This window comes from Actinoallomurus iriomotensis, assembly GCF_030269445.1.
In the GTDB taxonomy this organism is placed as follows: Bacteria; Actinomycetota; Actinomycetes; order Streptosporangiales; family Streptosporangiaceae; genus Actinoallomurus; species Actinoallomurus iriomotensis.
Genome location: NZ_BSTJ01000007.1, coordinates 1 through 19,927 on the forward strand (window position 1 = coordinate 1; position 19,927 = coordinate 19,927).

19 protein-coding genes are annotated in these 19,927 nt (G+C 71.4%); 5 read left to right on the top strand and 14 right to left on the bottom strand.

Annotated elements, in window-relative coordinates:
* Positions 1 to 121: 121 nt before the first annotated feature.
* Both QSK37_RS26635 and QSK37_RS26640 read right to left on the bottom strand, forming a co-directional pair.
* Positions 122 to 790 (bottom strand): response regulator transcription factor, encoded by a 669-nt coding sequence (locus tag QSK37_RS26635; RefSeq protein WP_285582913.1) that lies wholly within the window; start codon positions 788 to 790, stop codon positions 122 to 124.
* 34 nt (positions 791 to 824) lie between these two features.
* A complete protein-coding gene (locus QSK37_RS26640; RefSeq protein WP_285626201.1) occupies positions 825 to 2,018 on the bottom strand; it encodes a sensor histidine kinase in 1,194 nt (397 codons plus the stop codon).
* A 318-nt stretch (positions 2,019 to 2,336) separates the two neighbouring features.
* On the opposite strand from QSK37_RS26640, the gene QSK37_RS26645 reads away from it, so the two are divergent.
* Positions 2,337 to 3,479: an alpha/beta hydrolase gene (locus tag QSK37_RS26645; protein ID WP_285626204.1), complete on the top strand. Its 1,143-nt coding sequence runs from the start codon at positions 2,337 to 2,339 to the stop codon at positions 3,477 to 3,479.
* 52 nt (positions 3,480 to 3,531) lie between these two features.
* Here the strand turns inward: QSK37_RS26645 and QSK37_RS26650 are convergent, their stop codons facing one another.
* On the bottom strand, positions 3,532 to 4,269 hold the full coding sequence (locus tag QSK37_RS26650) for a DUF427 domain-containing protein (protein ID WP_285626206.1): 738 nt from the start codon (positions 4,267 to 4,269) through the stop codon (positions 3,532 to 3,534).
* Between the two features lie 180 nt (positions 4,270 to 4,449).
* Between QSK37_RS26650 and QSK37_RS26655 the strand changes: the two genes are divergently transcribed.
* Positions 4,450 to 5,793 carry a cytochrome P450 gene (locus QSK37_RS26655; RefSeq protein WP_285626208.1) on the top strand — a complete coding sequence of 448 codons (1,344 nt, stop codon included), beginning with the start codon at positions 4,450 to 4,452 and terminating at the stop codon, positions 5,791 to 5,793.
* 51 nt (positions 5,794 to 5,844) lie between these two features.
* Here QSK37_RS26655 and QSK37_RS26660 read toward each other — a convergent pair whose 3' ends face one another.
* From QSK37_RS26660 to QSK37_RS26695, 8 genes are all read right to left on the bottom strand, one after another.
* Positions 5,845 to 6,621, bottom strand: coding sequence for a DeoR/GlpR family DNA-binding transcription regulator (locus tag QSK37_RS26660; protein WP_285626210.1), 777 nt, complete (start codon positions 6,619 to 6,621; stop codon positions 5,845 to 5,847).
* A 264-nt stretch (positions 6,622 to 6,885) separates the two neighbouring features.
* Positions 6,886 to 7,536, bottom strand: coding sequence for a response regulator (locus QSK37_RS26665; RefSeq protein WP_285626212.1), 651 nt, complete (start codon positions 7,534 to 7,536; stop codon positions 6,886 to 6,888).
* On the bottom strand, positions 7,533 to 8,249 hold the full coding sequence (locus tag QSK37_RS26670) for an ATP-binding protein (RefSeq protein ID WP_285626214.1): 717 nt from the start codon (positions 8,247 to 8,249) through the stop codon (positions 7,533 to 7,535). The genes QSK37_RS26665 and QSK37_RS26670 overlap by 4 nt, the downstream gene beginning before the upstream one ends.
* 162 nt (positions 8,250 to 8,411) lie before the next feature.
* Positions 8,412 to 9,497: a glycosyltransferase family 4 protein gene (locus QSK37_RS26675; RefSeq protein WP_285626216.1), complete on the bottom strand. Its 1,086-nt coding sequence runs from the start codon at positions 9,495 to 9,497 to the stop codon at positions 8,412 to 8,414.
* A 191-nt stretch (positions 9,498 to 9,688) separates the two neighbouring features.
* Positions 9,689 to 11,026, bottom strand: a complete 1,338-nt coding sequence (locus QSK37_RS26680; protein WP_285626219.1) for a polysaccharide biosynthesis protein — start codon at positions 11,024 to 11,026, stop codon at positions 9,689 to 9,691.
* A gap of 163 nt (positions 11,027 to 11,189) precedes the next feature.
* Positions 11,190 to 11,861: a response regulator gene (locus QSK37_RS26685; RefSeq protein WP_285626221.1), complete on the bottom strand. Its 672-nt coding sequence runs from the start codon at positions 11,859 to 11,861 to the stop codon at positions 11,190 to 11,192.
* Between the two features lie 81 nt (positions 11,862 to 11,942).
* Positions 11,943 to 13,073 (bottom strand): CaiB/BaiF CoA transferase family protein, encoded by a 1,131-nt coding sequence (locus QSK37_RS26690; protein WP_285626224.1) that lies wholly within the window; start codon positions 13,071 to 13,073, stop codon positions 11,943 to 11,945.
* Positions 13,074 to 13,254: 181 nt separating this feature from the next.
* Complete coding sequence (locus QSK37_RS26695; protein ID WP_285582895.1) at positions 13,255 to 13,404, bottom strand: hypothetical protein; 150 nt, start codon at positions 13,402 to 13,404, stop codon at positions 13,255 to 13,257.
* A 693-nt stretch (positions 13,405 to 14,097) separates the two neighbouring features.
* Here QSK37_RS26695 and QSK37_RS26700 point away from each other — a divergent pair.
* Positions 14,098 to 15,408: a sensor histidine kinase gene (locus QSK37_RS26700; protein WP_285626226.1), complete on the top strand. Its 1,311-nt coding sequence runs from the start codon at positions 14,098 to 14,100 to the stop codon at positions 15,406 to 15,408.
* Between the two features lie 9 nt (positions 15,409 to 15,417).
* On the opposite strand, the gene QSK37_RS26705 is transcribed toward QSK37_RS26700, so the two are convergent.
* On the bottom strand, positions 15,418 to 16,011 hold the full coding sequence (locus QSK37_RS26705; RefSeq protein ID WP_285626230.1) for a GNAT family N-acetyltransferase: 594 nt from the start codon (positions 16,009 to 16,011) through the stop codon (positions 15,418 to 15,420).
* A 30-nt stretch (positions 16,012 to 16,041) separates the two neighbouring features.
* Here QSK37_RS26705 and QSK37_RS26710 point away from each other — a divergent pair, with 30 nt between their 5' ends.
* The gene (locus tag QSK37_RS26710; protein ID WP_285626232.1) at positions 16,042 to 16,419 is read left to right on the top strand and encodes a phage holin family protein; all 378 of its coding nucleotides are present in this window, start codon (positions 16,042 to 16,044) and stop codon (positions 16,417 to 16,419) included.
* A gap of 12 nt (positions 16,420 to 16,431) precedes the next feature.
* On the opposite strand, the gene QSK37_RS26715 is transcribed toward QSK37_RS26710, so the two are convergent.
* The gene (locus QSK37_RS26715) at positions 16,432 to 17,118 is read right to left on the bottom strand and encodes a histidine phosphatase family protein (RefSeq protein ID WP_285626235.1); all 687 of its coding nucleotides are present in this window, start codon (positions 17,116 to 17,118) and stop codon (positions 16,432 to 16,434) included.
* 101 nt (positions 17,119 to 17,219) lie between these two features.
* Positions 17,220 to 18,893, bottom strand: coding sequence for a substrate-binding and VWA domain-containing protein (locus QSK37_RS26720; RefSeq protein ID WP_285626237.1), 1,674 nt, complete (start codon positions 18,891 to 18,893; stop codon positions 17,220 to 17,222).
* Positions 18,894 to 19,150: 257 nt separating this feature from the next.
* On the opposite strand from QSK37_RS26720, the gene QSK37_RS26725 reads away from it, so the two are divergent.
* The gene (locus QSK37_RS26725; RefSeq protein ID WP_285626239.1) at positions 19,151 to 19,567 is read left to right on the top strand and encodes a hypothetical protein; all 417 of its coding nucleotides are present in this window, start codon (positions 19,151 to 19,153) and stop codon (positions 19,565 to 19,567) included.
* Positions 19,568 to 19,927: the final 360 nt, after the last annotated feature.

The window sequence follows — 19,927 nt, forward strand, 5'->3', positions numbered from 1 at the left end:
GACCGGGGCGGCCTGACCCTCTACAAAGTCCTCCGCGAGCTACAGGCACTACTCGCCACCTGGACAGGCCACTGCCCCACCTGCCGACAGCCCCTCGCCTTAACCACCTAACAAAGCACTACTAGCCCAGCCAGCCGGGTTTCACGAGGCCGGTCTCGTAGGCGATGACGACGAGCTGGGCGCGGTCGCGGGCGTGGAGTTTGATCATGGCACGGCTCACGTGGGTCTTGGCGGTGGCCGGGCTGACGACCAGGCGGCTTGCGATCTCCTCGTTCGACAGGCCCTCGGCGGCCAGGGCCATGACCTCGCGTTCCCGCTCGGTCAGCCCGGCCAGCGCGGTGGTGGCGGCGTGCGGCTTCTTCGCCTTGGCCGCGAACTCCGCGATCAGCCGGCGGGTCACTCCCGGCGACAGCAGCGCGTCGCCGGCGGCGACCTCGCGTACGCCGCGGACGAGTTCGGCCGGCTCGGTGTCCTTGACGAGGAATCCGCTGGCCCCGCCCCGCAGGGCCTCGAAGACGTACTCGTCCAGCTCGAACGTCGTCAAGATGATGATCTTCGTGTCGGAGAGCCGCTCGTCGGCGATGATCCGCCGGGCGGCCGCCAGCCCGTCGAGCACGGGCATGCGGATGTCCATCAGGACGATGTCGGGGCGCTCCCGCCGCGCGAGGCGTACGGCCTCCTCGCCGTCGCCGGCCTCGCCGACCACCTCGATGTCCGGTTGAGCGTCGAGCAGCGCGCGGAAACCCGCGCGGACGAGTGCCTGGTCGTCGGCCAGCAGTACGCGGATCAACCGTGTCCTCTTCTCATCTGGACCTCGCCTGCCATCATGACCGCGGTTCCGGGCTTCCGGCGGGGTGCGGGACCGGCAGCCGGGCCCGTACGTGGAAGCCGCCGGCGTCCGTACGGGGACCGGTGGAGATCTCACCGCCGAGCGCGGCGACGCGTTCGCGCATGCCCGGGATGCCGTTGCCGCCGCGGGGCAGGTCGCCGGGCGCGCCGCGTCCGTCGTCGAGGACCTCGACGAACAGACCCTCGTCGCCGTACCGCAGGCGTACGGTCGCCGTCACGCCGGGGCCGGCGTGCCGGGTGACGTTCGTCAGCGCCTCTTGGATGATCCGGAACGCGGCCAGGTCGACGCCGGCGGGGAGCGGACGCGGCTCGCCGCTGGTCTCGGTGTGCACGGTGATGCCGGCGACGCGTGCCCGGGCGAGCAGGTCGTCCAGCCGCGCCAGGCCGGCGGCGGGCGAGCGGGGCGCGCTCTCGTCCACCTGGCGGAGCACGCCGAGCACCGACCGCACCTCGGTGAGGGCCTCCTTACTGGCCTCCTTGATCGCGCTGAGCGCCGTACGGGCCTGCTCGGGGCGTTCGTCCATGAGGTGCAGCGCCACCCCGGCCTGGACGTTGATCATCGAGATGTTGTGCGCGAGCACGTCGTGCAGCTCGCGTGCGATGCGCAGCCGTTCCTCGCTGGCCTGCCGGCGTTCCTCCTCGGCGCGCGTGCGGCGGACCTCGTCGGCGCGCTCGCGGCGGACCCGGAGGATCTCCGCCCCGGTCAGCAGCACCACCAGCCAGGTGAAGACCACCAGAGTGTGGCCGAACGACCAGTACGCGAGCCGGAACGGGCCGAACGGCGTGAACCGGCTCACCACCCCGAGCACGGTGAGCGCGCCGCCCGGGATCGCCCAGGCGGCCACGCGGCGCCCCGCGCCCACGGTCGCGACGATCGCGACGACCGGGCTGAGGAAGACCGGGCCGAAGACGTATCCGCGCAGGAGGTACAGCACGGTGGCCGTCATCACCACGGAGAGTGCGACCGTGGGGTAACGGCGACGGAAAAGGAGGGCGAAGGGCCCGGTGGCCAGCAGCGCGTACGCCAGGACGTCGAGCAGCATGTGGGGGTACGGCATGTGGACGTCGGCGCCCGACGACCCCACCAGCTGGAGGAAGCCGACGAAGATCGGCACGACGAAGACCGGAAGGTCGCCAGGGCGCCATCGGGTCCCACGTTCGCCGGTCACATGTGAACTTTAGGAGGCCGGTGGGCGTCAAAACATCGTGCGCCGGTGGACATCGCGACTACGCCGCCGGGAGTAGCCGCCCACTGACCTGGTATTTACCAGTCGTTTGCCGGCCATCCACAACACTGTGGGCCGGACACGTGTCGCCATTTTCGGGAGGAGTGTGCGGTCTTCACGGCGACTCGGGCGCGTTGAGTGGACGGGAACGGTCGGTTTGGCGGATACCGTAATCCGGCCGGGGTGTGCGTGCGCCCCTTCCCCTTCCTGAGCCCTGGTGCGTTCCCCGTCGGGAACGAGCCGGATCCTGAGAGGACATCGGTGGGACTGACGAGCGGGGTCCTCCTCGCCTTTTTGATTCTGGTGGCCGTCGGTCTGGGTGCGGTCACGATCTGGTGGTGGCCGAGGTTCGCCGGGCCGGGACCGCGCATGCTGCTCTCCCGTCTCGGGCTGTTCGCCGGTGCTCAGTTCACGCTGTTGATGGTGCTGCTGGTCGCGGTGAACAACTACTTCCTGTTCTACGCGTCCTGGTCGGACCTGCTGGGGACGAACCACCAGCCGGTACGCGTCCAGGCCAACAACAGCATCGTCGCCGTCAAGCCGATGGGCACGGGTCAGCCGCTCGCCCGCCAGGCCACCACCTTCGCCAAGAAGAAGTCCGACCCGGCGCACGACGGTCAGATCGAGCAGGTGCAGATTCAGGGCCCGCGCACCGGCCTGACCACCGACGCGTACGTTTTCCTTCCGCCGCAGTACTTCCAGAAGCAATTTGAGAAGCGCCATTTCCCGGTGATGTACGACTTCACCGGATTTCCGGGCCTGCCGCAACAGTTGGTGACGCGCCTGAAGGTGCCCGCCACCGCGGCCGAGGAGATGAACGCCGGGCTGGTCCAGCCGATGATCATCGTGATGATGCGGCCCTCGCCGACCTCGGTCATGCCCAAGGACACCGAGTGCACCGACGTGCCGGGCGGCCCACAGGTCCTCTCCTTCTACACCCAGGACGTCGCCGAGGCCCTGATGTCGACGTACCGGGTGGCGGCCAACCCGCACGCCTGGGGCGCGATGGGCGACTCGACCGGCGGGTACTGCGCGGTCAAGCTCGCGATGAAGGCCTCGGACCGGTTCACCGCGGCGGTGTCGATGGCGGGCTACTTCTACCCGCGCCAGGACTGGCAGACCGGCGACCTGTACGCCGGAAACAAGCAGGTCAAGAACGACAACAGCCTCATCTGGCGGCTCCAGCACCTGCCGCCTCCGCCGATCTCGGTCCTGGTCACCACCAGCCCGGACGGCGAGCGCGACTACGGCGAGGCGCGCAAGTTCCTGCAGGCCGCGCGGGAGCCGCTGATGACGGACAAGATCCTCGTGCCGGGCGGGGGCCACAACCCCCGCACCTGGCGCCGCGTCCTGCCCAGCGCCCTGCAGTGGATGAGCCGGCATCTGGTGCACGAGGGCGTCTGACGCGAGGAGAGAACGCCCGGGGAGGCCTCGCGGCCTCCCCGCGGGCCACCGCTCACGACCAGGGCGACTCCGGGCGCTCCTGCGGCTCGCCGTCGACCTCGATGTCGGTCCGCTCGTTCCAGAAGCAGACCAGGTCACGGATCGGCTCGGCCTCGCGGAGCGGCCGCTCGTACGTCCAGGCGACGTCCTCGCCGCCGTGGCTCCAGTAGGTCGCCTCGCCCTTGTAGGCGCAGTGGCTCGTGGTCTGTGACGGCTCCAGGAGGTCGAGCCGTACGTCCTCGCGCGGGAGGTAGTAGCGGACCGGCAGCCCCGTCTCGAACAGCATGACCGGGCGGGAGGACTCCGCCAGCACCTCGCCGTTAAGGCTCACCTTCACACGGCGGGAGCTCCGGAGGACGTCGATGCGGTGGTACGGGTCGTGCGGATGCCCGAAGACCTGTTCGTCCTCCTCGTACCAGGCGTCCATCGAGTCCCAGTAGAACGCGACGTAACCCTTGAGCCAGGGTGCGATCGGGTCCGGGTAGCCCCAGACGGCGTTCTCGGCGGTACGCCCGCCGGCCGACACCGTCCAGTAGGCGGCGTCGCCCTTCACCGGGCAGTGCGACGAGTGGTCGGTGCGCGTCAGCAGGTCGGTCCGTACGTCGCCCTCGGGGACGTAGTAGACGGGCAGGTTCCTGGTCTCGAACAGCAGGCGGGCGCCGGTGGTGTCGACGATCGTCTCCCCGCCGAACTCGGCCCGGATCCGCTTGTGCACCGGCTCGAAGTACAGCAGATGCCGTGGGGCGTTCACGTCTCCGTTGAACACGCCCGCCGGTCGCCCCGACAGGGGTGCTCCAGGCAAAGTGAGGCTCATACCTGCGGCAACCCCCGGCGACGGCGGCGCATTCCGTTCCTCTTCCCCTGCGTCCTGAACCGGCCTTGGTCCGAGCGCCGGATACGGGTTACGGTCCTTAGACGCGGGAGGAAAAAGATGACTCAACGGCGAGTCAGCCGTCCGATCTCCGACACGGAGCTGATCTACAACCCGGACACCTACGTACGCTCCGTGCCCCACGACGCGCTCACCCGGCTGCGGCGGTCGACCCCCGTCGTCTGGGTCGAGGAGCGGCCCGTCGACGACTGGCCGGCCGGACCGGGGTTCTGGGCGGTGCTGCGGCATGCGGACGTACGCCACGTGCTGCGCGACCCACGGCTGTTCTCCTCACACCTTGGCGCCACGCAGATCCGCGACGCCGAGGACCTCGACTACGTGCGCCGCATGATGCTCAACATGGACCCGCCGGAGCACTCGCGGCTGCGGCGGCTGCTGACCAAGGCGTTCACGCCGCGCGCGGTGGCGCGGCTGGCCGCGGGCATCGAGCGGCGGGCGCGCGCCCTGGTCGACGCGGTGGCCGAGAAGGGTGAGGCGGACTTCGCCAAGGAGATCGCCGCCGACCTGCCGCTGCTCACGCTGGCCGACGTGTTCGGCATTCCCGAGTCCGACCGGTGGCTGCTGTTCGACTGGTCCAACCGCGTCATCGGCTACCAGGACGCGGAGTACTCCATCAGCTCCGCGTTCGACCCCTCCCAGGCCACCGACATGGCCCGCCGGGCGATCGCGCTACGCCCCTCCGGCCCGGTGAACCCGCGCTCGCGCGCCGGCATGCCCGACCTGTACGCCTACGCCCACGAGCTCGGCGAGTACAAGCGGCGGCGTCCCGGCGACGACGTCATGACCGCGCTGATGCACCACGTCGACGACGAGGACGGCGCCGTCGCGGTCGAGGAGTTCGAGAACCTCTTCTGGCTGTTCGCGGTGGCCGGCAACGAGACGGTGCGCAACGGCCTGCCCGGCGGGATGTTCGCGCTGCTGAAGAACCCGGCCGAGCTCGCCCGGCTGCGCGCCGACCGCTCCCTCCTCGACACCGCCGTCGAGGAGATGCTCCGCTGGTGGACGCCGGTGATGAACTTCCGGCGCACGGCGACGGCCGACACCGTCGTCGGCAACGTCCCGGTGCGCAAGGGCGAGAAGGTGGTCGTCTGGTTCTCCTCGGCCAACCGCGACGAGGAGGTCTTCGACCGGCCGTCCCGATTCGACGTCGCGCGGGCCGGCGGCGACCACCTGACCTTCGGGCACGGCCCGCACTTCTGCCTCGGCGCGCACCTGGCGCGGCTGCAGATGCGCGCGATGTTCACCGCCGTCCTCGACCGCCTGCACGACATCGAGCCGGCCGGCGAGCCGATGCGCCTGCGCTCGAACTTCCAGAACGGCATCAAGCGCCTGCCGATCCGCTGGAAACCGCACGGCTCACCCGCCGGCGACGATCTCCCGTAGCGCGGGCGAACGCGGTTGACCTCCGGCCGCGCCGGAGGGCCGCGCACGGCCTCAGGCGCGGACGACCTTGATGCCGGCCTCCTCATACGGGCGGGTGTCCGCCTGTTCGTCGGTGACGAGCATGTCGACCTCGCCGATGCCGCAGATCTTGGCGAACGCGCGCTCGCCCAGCTTGGACCCGTCCGCGACGACGACCACGCGCTCGGCGCGGACCGCCATCTGCCGGTTGATGCTTGCCTCGTCCTCATTCGCGCAGGTCGCCCCGCGCTCGATGTCCAGGCCGCTGACGCCCAGGAACGCCATGTCCAGCGTCACCTGGTCGAACACGCCGTTCGCGAGCGGGCCGACCAGCTCGTACGACTGCGGCAGCGCCACGCCGCCGGTCAGCACGATCTTGATGTGCGGGCGTACCACGAGTTCGCCGGCGATGTTGAGGGCGTTCGTCACGACGGTCACCGCGGGGGAGCCGCCGTCGGCGGGCAGGTCCGGGCGGGTGGCCAGGGCGCGGGCCACCTCGGTGGTGGTCGTGCCGCCGTTGACGCCGACGACCGCGCCGGGCTCGACCAGGTCGGCGGCGACCGCCGCGATGCGCTGCTTCTCCGACGCGCGGCGGGCGCTCTTGTAGCGCAGCGGGAGGTCGTAGGTGACGGTGTGGGCCACGGCGCCGCCGCGGGTACGGGTCAGCATCTGCTGCTGGGCGAGCTGGTCGAAGTCGCGGCGGATCGTCGCGGCGGAGACGCTCAGCTCGTCGGCCGCCTCCTCGACGCTGAGCCGGCCGCGGCTCGCGAGCAGCGACAGCAGGCCGTTCCACCGCTCGTAACGGCTCACGACTCCTCCGGAGGAAGAACCACGGCGTCGCCGGTCCGCTCACTGCGTTCGCTCATGAGTCCTCCTTCGGCGGAGGAGGGACCAGGTGCGCGCTCAACCACGTCTCCCGTCCGCGTGCTCGGTCGTGGAGGCAGGGTCCAGGTCAGGGATTAGACCAGCTGCCGCCGATGAGCTTTACTGATCGTACATCCCTCGCACCGCGCACGAATGTGCATGAGCGACCAGGCATCACTTTCAATGCCGAAAAGGTAGGCAAAAGGGCCGTCAGCCCAGCAGCCATTCCCCGGTGTTGACGCTGACGAGGCCATAGCGGGCGGCGGCGATCACCGCCTCACGCTGGGAGTGCACGCCCAGTTTGGTCAGCACGCTCTGCACGTGGCTGCGGGCGGTACTTCGAGTGATCTTCATGGTGCGCGCCAGGGACGCGGTGCTCTCGCCGCGGACGAGCCGGGTCAGCACCTCGCGTTCACGCGGGGTCAGGTAGTGCGCGAGCCGCTGCGCCTCGCTTCGCGGGCGCAGCGGCATGCGCGTGCCGGCGGCCGAGTCGACCACCACCTCACCGGCGTGGACGCGGTCCAGCATCGCGACGATCTCGTCGGCCTGCTGACCCTTGTGCGCGAAGCCGCACACGCCCCCCGCGAGCGCGGCGTCGAGCAGCTCGGCGTCCATCGATCCCGACAGGACGACGAACCGCGTCGCGGGCGCGGTGCGCAGGAGCTCGGGCAGGCGGTCGAGCGCCGAGCCGCCGGGAAACTGCAGATCGATCAGGCATACGTCGGCCGGTGCCGACGACAGCAGGCGCAGCGCCTCGTCCGGGGAGTAGACCACGCCGACCACGTCGTGCCCGGCCTCGGCTAACACGAGGGCGAGCGAGTCCGCGAACACCGCGTGGTCGTCGCAGACCACGACCTTCATGGGCCGGTCGCCGACGGCAGCAGGATCCGTACGCGCGCGCCCCCGAGCTCGCACCGGCGGACCTCCAGCCCGCCGCCGTAGCCGGTGACCAGGTCGTGCACGATGCCCAGCCCCAGCGAGGCGAGCCCCCCGGCACCGCCGCCGAAGCCCGGCCCGTCGTCGTCGACCTGGACGACGGTCCAGCCGTCCTCGCTCACAACGCTCACGTCGACGCGCTCGGCGGCGATGCGGCACGCGTTGTCCAGGATGTTGCGCACGGCGCGCCACAGCGCGAGCGGGTCGATGTGCGCCCACGCCGGGCTCGCGACGTATCCCACCTGGCGGATCGCGGCGAGACGCACCCCCGCGACGATCTCGCCGACGAGCTCGTCCACGCGGACCCGTTCCGGACGCGGCGGGTCGGCCGGGGGACCGTCGTCGTCCTCGTCGAGGCGGCGGAGCAGGTGGTCGAGCCAGCGAGTCTCGCCGAGCAGCGCCTCCACGCGGTCGCGGCTGGCCGGCCCGACGTCGTCGGCGACGGAGACCGCGGAGGCCAGCATGATGATGGTGCCCAGCTCATGGCGGATGTCATGACGGATCCTGCGCCGCCGGAGAACCGGGTCGTCGGCCGGTGGGGCCGGCAGGGCCAGAGCGTCACCGGCCGTCACGACCGCACGGCAGCCGAGCCGCGGAGTGGTCGCGGACGGTGAGGAACGCGATTGTCCATCGATCATGGCAGACCCCCGTCTTGGGAAAACATGTACCAACCTTGTCGACCGTCACTCGGTAAGACGCCGGTGTCCAGGCAGCCGGCGGTAAAGACAGGGTTGCTGGCCGGAGGTGGTCATGTCGTCACTGAGGGTAAACTACGCGTCGATCCGATGCGTCTCCTTGCCTCAAACGGCGGGGGAGGATCCGCGATAAACCAGGTCCAACGTCACAGAAAGTGACCGCGGATCGCACCGGTCGGCCACCCGTTTCAGGGCCGCGCGGCTCATTCGGCGTGCCTCGGCCGGGTTGTCCAGCAGGTAGCCGATCGCGCCGGCGAGTTGCGCCGGGTTGCCGGGCGCGGTGAGCAGGCCCGTCTCGCCGGCCCGGATGATGTCCGGCCCGCTCGGCGCCACCGTGCCCACGAGGGGCACGCCGGCCGCGGCCGCCTCCACCGCGGCGTACGGCACGCCCTCGTGCCGGCCGGTCATCGCGAGCACGTCGAAACCGGGCAGCAGGTCGGCGATGTCGTCGCGCCGGCCCAGCCAGATCAGGCGTTCACCGCCGAGCCGCTCGGTGAACCCGCGGCCGACCCGCCCCGGCAGGCGCGCGGCCGGCCCGCCGTCGCCGTCGGCCCACACTCCGTAGACGCCTCCGGGCAGCCGCGCGATCGCGCGGGCGAACACGTCCGGACGCCGCGCTCCGTGCGCCGGGCCGATGCCCCCGACCACCTGCGCGCCGAGCGGCAGCCCCAGCAGCTGCCGCGCCCGCGTACGCGTGCCGGCGCGGTCCGGCAGGGCGACGGCGGGCCAGATCGCGCGTAGCCGCTCCGGAGACGCCAGGCCCAGCCGGAGCGCGCGGGACGCCGTTCGCGTCCCCACCGCGAGGAACATGCCGGTGTGCCGCGCGGCCCGCCGCTCCGCGAGCGTCGGCGCGGGCGGGAAGTACCAGGTGTGCACGACGCGCGGGACGCCGGCCCGCGCGGCCGCGAGCCGCCCGGCCGTTCCCTCGTGCGTGTGCACGACGTCGTACGCGCCCGCCCCGATGACCTCGGCCAGCGCGTACCGCCCTGGCGCGCGCACGACCTCCACCCCCGAGCGTTCGGCCCACGCCTCGAGCCCCCCGCGCTCGCCGGTGATCACGGTGTGCGTGTACGCGTCCGGGTCGAGCGCGAGAGCCGCCGTCACCGCCGCCCGCGCCGGCCCGCCCTCGAACCGGTCGAGCACCAGGGCGACACGCAGCGGCGCGCCCGTTCCCCCGCCGCGCTCAGTCATGAGCCCTCCTCCGTCGGAAGAGAGACCAGGGGCGCGGGTCGTCTGATTCGCTCGCTCCGCTCGCTCATGGGCCCTCCTTGGTCGGAAGAGAGACCAGGGGCGCGGGTCGTCTGATTCGCTCGCTCCGCTCGCTCATGGGCCCTCCTTGGTCGGAAGAGAGACCAGGCACGCGGGTCGTCTGCTTCGCTCGCTCATGGGCGTTCCTCGTACGGCCGGTACTCCGGCAGGATTCGCCGCATCAGCATCCGTACCTCGTCGTCGGCGTCGCGCGCGGCCGCGTCGAGCAGGGCGGTCAGCGGTTCGCTCCGGCCCTGGGCCGGCGGGGTGGCGCGGGTCGCGCAGATCAGCGGATGGGCGGTCCGCACCCGCTCCTCCGAGTCGGCGAACGACCGGGCGCGCAGGCGCTCGCCGGGCCCCAGCCCGGTGAACCGGATCGTCGCGTCCGGCACGCGCAGCCCGTCGACGAGCGCGCCCACCACCGCCAGCACCGACGACGGCGGACCCGTGTCGAGGGCGAACGTCTCGGCGTCCTCGGCCATCACCGTCGCCTCCAGCACGAGTTCGGCGGCCTCGCGCGCGGACATGAGGTGCCGGGTGGCGTCGGGATGGGCCACGGTGACCGGCTGGCCCGCGGCGAGCCGGCCGGCGACCGTGCTCAGCGGAGAGTCGCTCGAGCCCAGCACCCCGCCGGCGCGTACCGCCGCGAAACAGGTCGAGCCGCCCGCCTCCGCGTGCAGCACCAGTTCCGACAGCCGGCGGGTCGCGCCGAGTACGGAGACCGGCTCGGCGGCCTGGTCGGTGGAGACGAGGACGAAGCGTTCGACGTCATGACGCAGGGCGGCGCGGACGAGGTTGCGCGTGCCGAGGACGTTCGTGCGCACCGCCGCGGACGGGCGGCGTTCGAGCGGGCGCGGGTCGTGGTTGAACCCCGCCGCGTGCAGCACCAGCTCGGGCCGTACGTCCTCGAACAGCGCGTCGACGCGTGACGCGTCCCTGATGTCCACCACCGCGGAGCGGCCGGTCTCGCTCTCGGCGGCGAGCCTGGCCAGGCCGTCCGCGTCGTGGTCGAGCTGGACGAGCGCGGCCGGGTGGAGCGTACGGAGCCGCCGGCACAGCCGTGCGCCGACCGTGCCGCACGCGCCGGTGACCAGCACGCGGCGTCCCGAGACGAACCGCCGCGCCCGCGTGCTCGCCACGAGCAGCTCCCGCCGCCCGAGCAGACTGAGCGGCGTCTCGCGCGGGCCCGCGCCGGGCGGGAGGTAGCGCACGTCGAGGCCGGCCGCGCAGACGTCGTCGATGAGCCGCGCGACGCGTACGGGCGGCAGCGAGGGGATCGCCACGATGACCAGGTGCGCGCGGACCGGCCAGGTGGCGCCGGCGATGTCCGCGGTGCCGCCGAGCACCGGCAGGCCGCCGACCGTGTCGCCCACCGGCCCGTCGTCGAGGAACCCGACCGGAGTCAGGCCGCCGTCCCTCTCCAGCAGCGCCCTGGCCACCGTACGGCCGGCGCCGCCCGCACCGACGATCACAGTGCGGACGCCGTCACCGCCACGGCACCGTCGCCTGCGCAAGCTCAGACCCGTCCGATTCTCACGAACACCCCTCTCGCCTGCGCCGAGAGTACGGCCGCCGCTCCGGCGCCTGAACGCGCATCAGGACGATGAGGACCTACGCCATATGGTGGACGCCGTTTCACATCGGGGGATCATCACCGGGATTCGACGGGCGCATGCCCGCACGCATCGCCACCGTGATCGCTTCGAGCGCGGAGTGCGCGTCGAGCTTGCCGAGAAGGTTCTGGGTGTGGGTGCGGACGGTGTTGGCCGACAGCCCGAGCCGGTCGGCGATCTCCGGCCGGTTCAGCCCGTCGACCATGCAGCGGAGCACCTCGCGTTCGCGCGGTGTGAGCTCGGCGAGGTCGTCGGCGTCCGGCGCGCCGTCGGCGAACAGCCGCCGCAGCACCTCGCCGAGGACCGTCGGCGGGATCCAGCCGCCACGCCCGGCCGCCCCCCGGATCACCTGCGAGACGAGGTCGGCGCTCTCGGTCTTGGGCAGCCACCCCACCGCCCCGCGCCGCAGCGCGGTGACCATCGGGTCGAGGTCGGTGATGCCGCTGAGCACGACCACCCGGACGTCGGGATGACGCCGCCGGATCAGGTCGAGCGCGTCGAGCCCGCTCTCCTCGCCGAGCACGAGGTCGAGCACGACGACCTGGGGCGCCTCAGTCGCGATGAGCGCGGTGGCACGCCGGATGTCATGGGCGACGGGCAGCACCTCAAGGTCACGTTCGGCTCCGAGCCGCGCTGCGAGCGCCTCGGCGAACAGAGCCTGGTCGTCGACGATGAGGACGCGGATAGGCCTCATGCGGGCCAGGATGACGCACCCGACCCGATCCCGGATCCCGCATTTGCTGGAGACCGCCCCTCGGAGAACCGGGCGGCCGGATCAGGCGACGGCGCCCCGGTCGCGCAGGTCGGCGATCTCCTCCGGCGACAGGCCGAGTTCGGTCAGCGTCGCGTCGGTGTGTTCGCCCGCGCGTACGGGCGGTGCCGGCTCCTCGGCGGCGGTGCGGCTGAAGCGCGGGGCCGGGGCGGGCTGCGTCAGGCCGCCGACCTCCACGAACCCCTGGCGCGCCGTCACATGCGGATGGCCCGGGGCCTCGCCCAGGTTCATCACCGGTGCGACGCACGCGTCGGTGCCGTCGAAGATCTCCGTCCACTCCGCCCGGGTACGGGTCTTGAACACCTCGGTGAACCGCGCGCGCAGTTCCGGCCAGCGGTCCGTCTCCAGCTGGCCCGGCAGGTCCTCGTCCGCCAGTCCCAGGCCGTGCAGCAGCGCGGCGTAGAACTGCGGTTCGAGGGCTCCCACGCTCATGTACAGCCCGTCGGCCGTCTCGTACGTGTCGTAGAACGGCGCGCCGCTGTCGAGCAGGTTGGTGCCGCGGGCGTCCGACCACAGGCCCTGGCCCCGCATGCCGTGAATGAACGACGTCAGCAGGGCGGCCCCGTCGACCATGGCCGCGTCGACGACCTGTCCCCGGCCCGAGCGCGACCGCTCGTACAGCGCGGCGAGGATGCCGACGGCGAGCAGCATGCCGCCGCCGCCGAAGTCGCCGACGAGGTTGAGGGGCGGCAGCGGCCGCTCGCCGGCGCGGCCGATCGGGTCCAGCGCGCCCGCGACGGCGATGTAGTTGATGTCGTGGCCGGCCATTCCGGACATCGGGCCCTCCTGGCCCCAGCCCGTCATCCGGCCGTAGACGAGGCCGGGGTTGCGGGCGAGGCAGACGTCCGGGCCGAAGCCGAGGCGCTCGGTCACGCCCGGGCGGAAGCCTTCGACGATGACGTCCGCGTCGTCGACCAGGCGCAGGAGTACGTCGACTCCGGCGGGGTCCTTGAGGTTGAGGCCGATGGAGCGGCGGCCGCGGCCGAGCGGGTCCGTCGGCGCCTCACCGCCGACACCGGCCGGGCGGTCGACGCGGATGACGTCGGCACCGAGGTCGGACAGCACCATGCACGCGAAGGGCGCGGGTGCGAGACTCGCGATCTCGATGACGCGGACACCGTTCAGCGGTCCCATGCTCACCTCTTAGGTCGGTCGCTGCGGAACACTCTAGAACGTCGTTCTGGAGCGCCGAGCACCGCCTTCGGGGAAGGGGGATACGAGAAACCGGTGCTCCGTGGCGGGAGACCACGGTGGGACGACAGCGGAGAACCGCCGTTGAAGCGTTGAGGTGGCGCGGCCTGAGCCGCGCCGGGGATCACAGTGCGTTCACGAACCTCGACAAAGAGTGGCCCGCGTCGGAGAGGCTGCCGAGTGCGTTGTGCACCACGCGAGCCGCGCCGGACGGAGAAGTCAGCAGGTAGAACACAACAAAGGCCCCGAGTGCCCAGGTAAGGTACTTCTTCATTGGCGCTCCCGCCTCCCTATGAACGCCGATTTGCCGCCAACGTGTGGCGCGGACGGCATCCTTCCGGTTTCAGTTGTAGTGATGCGAGCCGCCCGGTGGGCGGACCCTCATCGCGATCGTCCGTGTCTCATAGTCGAGTATCACCGCTTCGCTGCCTTCTGTCGCGTGTCAACTTTGACACACATTGGTGCGAGGGGGCGACCAAGAGTCGAGACCCCGTCTGAGGTTTCGCTAATGACATCAAATGTACTGGTCACGGCGGTGTAGTGGCGATGTCATGCGTTCCTTCGCGGCGGCCGGTGTGGCGCGAACAAGATGGCGCGGAAGTGTGAGATATGCCGACGGTTCCGTCGCGGAGCGTGTCCGGTGATCACTCCCGGTTCGCGAACCGTATCGCCGCCGTGAAACGGGAACAGATGTATATATCGCCCATCTTCTCGTCGCCGGCGGCAGCCGGGCCCCGGCCGCTTTCGGACAGCCCGTGCCCCGGTCAACGGTGAGACCGCCAGACGCCCGCCGACCGGGCGTCCGACCGCCGCGACCCGGCGGACGGAGGGCCGGTCGGCCCCTCTGGCCTGCGCAAATGCATGAACTAAGTGCCCGCCGGGTAACTCATCGTTGCCGTGCGTGGCCGTCGGGGGGCGCCGCTCACGGCCGAAAACCGTGCGGCCTTCGAACGAGCAACTCATCAGAGTGCGCGTCACCGTCATCGCGATGGTGGTGACGGGCTTCCTCGCCATGCTCGGGTACGGGGGGCTGCTCGCCTTCATCCGCATCCAGGCGGGCATCCAGCTCGACAACCAGCTGACGTTCACCGCGCGCCAGGTCGCCACCCTCGTCCGTGCCGGTCACCTGGAGAACCCCATCGTCCTCGGCAACCCCGGCCTGATCCAGGTGCAGAACGACCGCAGGCAGGTCGTCGCGGCCAGCCGCTCGCTGGTCGGCCTGTCCGCGCTGCGGGCGAAGGCGCCCACCGGCGACGCCCGTCTCTTCGAACGCGTCTGCCCGGGAAACCGCTGCTTCCGCGCCGTCTCGATGCGGGTGGCCGGCCCGGACGGCCCGCTCACCGTGTACGTCCTGGCGCCGGAGCTGGGCCTGTTCCCCCGGCCGGGCCTCGCCGTCTTCCTCGCCCTCGGCATCCCGTTCAGCATCGGGGTGACCGGGGTCTGGCGATGGTGGCTCGCCGCGCGGAGGCTGCGGCCCGTCGAGCTGATCCGCGCCGAACTCGACGAGATCAACGCGGCCGACCTGCACCGGCGAGTGTCGGTGCCGCCCCGGCGCGATGAGTTCTTCTCGCTGGTCGAGGCCGTCAACGCCACGCTGGACCGGCTGGAGGCGGCGGTCGAGCAGCAGCGGCGACTGGTCTCCGACGTCTCGCACGACCTGCGTAGCCCCATCGCCGGCCTGCGCGCCGAGCTCGAGGCGGCTCTGATCGACCCGGAGGGCACCGACCTGCGGTCGGCGCTGACCCGCACGCTGAAGAACACCGAACGCCTGCAGAACATCGTCACCGAGCTTCTCGTGCTCGCCCGTAGAGAGGCGGGCCTGCCCGGCCGTACCGAGCGCGTCGACCTTGGCGAGCTCGCCGAGCGCGAGGTGGCCCGCCGGCCCCGCCGCATCTCGGCGAAGGTCGCCGCCGAACCCGGTGTGATCGCCCGGGTGAACGACGTCGACGTTGGCCGGGTGCTCACCAACCTGCTCGACAACGCCGCCCGGCACGCCGACTCCGAGGTGATCGTGACCGTACGGCGCGACCGCGACGTCGCGGTCGTGGAGGTCTTCAACGACGGTGAGGCGATCGCGCCCGAGGACCGCGAGCGGATCTTCGAACGGTTCATCCGGCTGCCCGCCTCGCGGAAGCGGGACTCGGGCGGTACGGGGCTCGGGCTGGCCATCTCACGTGACATCGCCGACGCGTACGGCGGTTCCCTGGAACTGGCCGACGACGACCTCGGCACCCGGTTCGTCCTCACGCTCCCGCTTCTGGAGGAGCCCGAGGCCTGAACGCCTGAGCTACTGCGGGTTCCGCCACATCGGCCAGACGCGCGGCCCGCCCCCGGACACGCGGATCTCCCCGGTGACCCGGAAGTCGAAGCGCTCGTAGTAGGCGATGTTCGACTCCTTGGACGACTCCAGGTACGCGGGGAAGCGCCCGTCGTCGCAGCGGGACAGCCGCGACATCAGCAGGGCCGAGCCGAACCCGTGGCCCTGGGCCGTCGGGTCGGTGCCGAGCACCGCGAGGTAGTAGTGCGGCTCGATCGGATGGGCCCGCTCGATCTCGCCGAGCCCGCGCAGCACCGTGTACGTCCGGGTGCCGAGGACGCGGAGCATGGCGGGGAACTGCCGGAGCTGGGCGGTGAGGGAGATCTGCCAGCGGCCCGGCGGGTCCCACAGCGCGCCCGCCCGGACCCGCCCGTTCTCCTCGGCCAGCTCGTTCAGCCCGTTCGGCAGGTGTGCGTGGCGGAGCAGCAGGGCGAACATGGCGGCCATCCGCTCCGGATGGCGGGGAAACATCCACGTCCAGACCGGATCGTCGGCGAAGGCGCGTCCCAGCACCGCCGCGAGGGCGTCGGCGTCTGAGGCCAGGACGTCACGGACCGCGTTCATCCGCGAAGTGTTTCGTGCGACGATCGGTATGTGAAGATCCTGATTCGAGTGGTTACGACCGCAATCGCACTCTGGGTGGCGACACTCATCGTCAGCGGCATCGACCTGACGACGGCCTCCACACCGAAGAAGGTCGGCACTCTCATCGCCGTGGCCGTCGTCTTCGGTCTGATCAACGCCTTCCTGAAACCGATCGTCAAGACGCTCGGCTGCGTCTTCTACATCCTGACGCTGGGCCTCTTCGCGCTCGTGGTGAACGGCCTGCTGCTGTGGCTGGCCAGCTGGTCGGCGGGCAAGATGAACCTGCCCTTCCACGTGAACGGCTTCTGGCCGGCGTTCTGGGGCGCGATCGTCGTCGGCGTCGTGAGCTGGCTCCTCAACCTGTTCGTCCACGACGACAAGGAGTGAGCCCCGGCGATCTCAGGCGGGCAGGTCCGCGGCGTCGAGGTGCTCGGTGCTGTTGGAGGTGACCAGCCGCAGCTCGCCGTCCTTGCGGGCCCACAGCGTGAGGGAGGCGTTCGGGACGAGCGTGCGCTCGATCTCGAGCAACTCCTTCTCGCTGAGCCGCTCCACGATGTAGCGCGTGAGGACCACGACCGCGTCGTGGGCGACGACGAGCACCCGGCCGTCGGGGTGCTCACCCTGGATCTCCGCCAGCACGCTGCGGAGCCGGAGGGCGACGTCCGCCCAGGACTCGCCGCCGGGCGGCCGGTAGTAGAACTTGCCGGTGAGCCGCTTGCGCGCCGCCTCCTCGGGGAACCGGGCGGTGATGCCCCGCCACGTCAGCGCGTACAGCGCCCCGTTCTCCCGGTCGCGCAGCCGCTCGTCGTACCGGATCGGCAGGTCGCCGAGCTCCGCCAGCGCGATGCGCGCGGTCTCCGCGGCGCGGACGTACGGCGAGGAGTACACCACCGTGGGCCGCTCGTCCGGCGGCATCGCGGCCAGCCGCCGGCCCAGCGCCTCGGCCTGCCGGCGGCCGGTCTCCGACAGCGGCACGTCGGGGTCGCGCAGACCGATGTCGATCTCCTCGAGCCGCTGCGTCTCGGCCTCGCGCCAGGCGACGTTGCCGACGCTCTCCCCGTGCCGGGCCATCGCCAGCCACTCCACTTCGTTCAGGAGTCCTCCTTCGTCGGAAGAGTGACCAGATGCGCGTGTTCATTGGTTCGCTCGCCACGCTCGCTCACAGAAACTCGACCTTACCCGTCTGATCAGGACATGGGGCATTCCTGGCCGCACGTGAGGCGGATCAGCATCTCCAGGAACACCTGCTGGATCCCGCCGGGGTCCAGGGTGACGAACGCCTGGCCGCCGGTCCGCCCGGCGATCTGCTGGAGCGGGCCGGGGTCGATGTCGGGCCCGAAGGCGATGGGCACGATCGCCACCGGCTTGAGCGGGTCCGCGATGCGCTCCAGCTCCTTCAGCAGCTCCTGCAGGAGGATCGTGTGCCCGGGGTCGTAGTTCATGCCGTCGGTGAGCACGACCAGCACGTTGTTGCGGTCCGGCTGGTAGGTCCGCACCGCCTCCTTGTACGCGGCCAGCACCGAGTCGTACAGCGCGGTGCGGGTGCCGGGCGCGGGCTGGGCGGCGTTGAACGCGGCGATCACGGCGTCGCGCTGAGTGCCGGCGCCCACCCGCTGGGTCAGCTGCCGGTACGGCACGAGCTGTCGGTAGTCGCGGTCACCGTCCAGCCGCGTGGAGAACTCCCAGAGGGCGACCTGGGAGTTGCCGCTGAGGATGCGGGTGCCGCCGATGGCGGCGCTGGTCGTCGCCCGCATGCGGGTCTCCTTGCCGCGCGGCACGGGATCGGCCATCGAGGGGGAGACGTCGAGCAGGATCAGCATGCGCGCGCCGAGCACGGTCCGCTGCCACATCTGCAGGATCCGGCCGACCGTCGCCGGGTCCTGGGGACGCGTCGGCGCCGGCGCCTCGGCCGTGACGCCGTACCGGGCGCCGAACCCGGCCCCGGCGACGCCGTCCGGGGTCCGCAGGCCGAGCGGCTGCAGGGCCTCGCGCGTCGGCGACTGTGACAGCGCGGCGCCGAAGTCCTCCACGGTCCGCGACCGCTCGCGGTCGGTGGTCGCCGAGACGTACGGGAAGTCCAGCGTGAGCGCGCCGTCACTCGGATAACGGGCGCTGACCGGCCGTTTCGGGTCCGCGTGGTTGTGCTGCCAGACCGACTGCTCCGACAGCACCACGGCGGTCGGCGGGTCCCCGCCACGGAACATCGTCTCGTACGCGGCCTTGTCGTCGGGCAGGGCGGAGCCGAGGTCGGAGTACAGGGTGATCGCGAACGTGCCGAGCCCGGACTTGCCCGATCCGGACGCCTGGTGGGCGAGCATCAGCGCGCCGAGGCCGCTCGCCTGCGTCGTGGGGTCGAGGAACCGTACGCGGACCGCCGGCCGCGCCGCGCCGGTGCCGGGCAGCCGGGAGGACAGCAGCAGCCGCCAGCTCACGTCGTTCGGCGAACGCCCCTCGGCGGCGGCCAGCACCAGAGGCGAGGACGCGATCGAGGTGCCCGCGGCCCGTACGGCGCCGGCGCCGAGGCGGGTGCGCCGGGCGACCGGCAGCCAGAGCGAGGAGTCCGGAATCCACGCGTCGGGCCGTACGGCGCCGGGAGAGGAACCCTGCCCGGACAGGACGCCGGCCACGTCCGCCGGCTCCTCGCTGCGCACGGTGACGCGGACGCAGGTCGTCCGGGCGTTGAAGCGGCGGGCGGTCTGCTCGACGGCCGGGGCGATCGTGGGCGCCGCCGCCACGGTGATCGCCTCGGCGCGGCACCCGTCGGCGTGGGAGCCGAGGCCGCAGGCGGCGGAGCCAGGGACGATGGTCAGCAGGAGGAACAGTGCTCTGGCGCAGGCGGCGCCACCGCGACGGTATGACATCCAACACCCGTCCCCGATCATCGACGGCATCCCGTCATTTGCCCCGGAGATTATCCGGTTAAGCGCCGACCAATGCCCCTTTCCTGACATTCCGGTGGAGTGTGTCCGGGGAGTGAGATGACCGTCGTCACACGAGTCACAGAACTTTCCTTACGCCATTCTGTTAACAGCTGATACCGGGAGGACTTTCCGCCGGTCGGCTCTTGACCAATGGGAATACCTGACGTCGCATAGGTCACTGACTAAGCTTCGCGGTTGTGGGACGTCATGTCTCTTCCGGGCGAAGACGTGCGCTTCGTGGCCGGTTCCTCCTCGCGCTTCTCGCGATCGCGGCTCTCGTATGCCTGGCGGCCTTCGCCGGCTACCGGATCTGGGACGAGACCCGAGGCCGGCCGCTGTCCCGGCACGGCCGGCCGTCGCCCTCACCGACCCCGGTCACGTTGACCCTCGCGCTCACGGTGACGGGACCGAAATGCGAGGTGTTCGTCCGGGTGCCGGGCGGCGACATCCTGGTCAACCGGAGCTTGGTGCGCGGCCAGTCGCTGCGCTTCGACGAACAGCGCCTGAGCGTCGTCCTGAGCGACGCGAGCGCCGCGCGCGTCTATGTGAACGGCCGACTGCGCCCACCCGGCAAAGCGGGTCAGCGCGTCGCCTTCAACGCGCTGAAGGGCTGACCGCCGAGGCGATTTTCGGCTCGCCGGAAAGGTGGATTAGGCGTCTGTCGTCATTGCGGTCGGCAGTGCGGCGCGTCGGCGGCCCGGGTGAGTTCGCCGACGCGCTCGGGATCAGGTGCCGTCCCGTGCCTTCTCGCGGTCCATCACCGCGGCCGCAAATGGCGGGGACTAGGAGACAGACCCTCGCGCCGATCCGCCGCGCAGGCGCTTCGCGACGTGCTGTACGCCCACCGGAGTGCTGGCCCGGATCACCTGACTGCCCTGTCCACCCGCCACCGACCCTGCGCACGGCCACCGGCACCTGGAGCCGCGCCCTGACGCCACTGCTCCTGATGTGCGCGGTGGCAGGCATGCGCGCAG

What these genes read in the sequence shown, in the direction of transcription:
- QSK37_RS26655 (WP_285626208.1), top strand. Translation starts at nt 4,450, where the DNA reads ATGACTCAACGGCGAGTCAGCCGTCCGATCTCCGACACGGAGCTGATC.
- QSK37_RS26665 (WP_285626212.1), bottom strand. Translation starts at nt 7,536, where the DNA reads ATGAAGGTCGTGGTCTGCGACGACCACGCGGTGTTCGCGGACTCGCTC.
- QSK37_RS26670 (WP_285626214.1), bottom strand. Translation starts at nt 8,249, where the DNA reads ATGATCGATGGACAATCGCGTTCCTCACCGTCCGCGACCACTCCGCGG.
- QSK37_RS26675 (WP_285626216.1), bottom strand. Translation starts at nt 9,497, where the DNA reads ATGACTGAGCGCGGCGGGGGAACGGGCGCGCCGCTGCGTGTCGCCCTG.
- QSK37_RS26685 (WP_285626221.1), bottom strand. Translation starts at nt 11,861, where the DNA reads ATGAGGCCTATCCGCGTCCTCATCGTCGACGACCAGGCTCTGTTCGCC.
- QSK37_RS26690 (WP_285626224.1), bottom strand. Translation starts at nt 13,073, where the DNA reads ATGGGACCGCTGAACGGTGTCCGCGTCATCGAGATCGCGAGTCTCGCA.
- QSK37_RS26695 (WP_285582895.1), bottom strand. Translation starts at nt 13,404, where the DNA reads ATGAAGAAGTACCTTACCTGGGCACTCGGGGCCTTTGTTGTGTTCTAC.
- QSK37_RS26705 (WP_285626230.1), bottom strand. Translation starts at nt 16,011, where the DNA reads ATGAACGCGGTCCGTGACGTCCTGGCCTCAGACGCCGACGCCCTCGCG.
- QSK37_RS26720 (WP_285626237.1), bottom strand. Translation starts at nt 18,893, where the DNA reads ATGTCATACCGTCGCGGTGGCGCCGCCTGCGCCAGAGCACTGTTCCTC.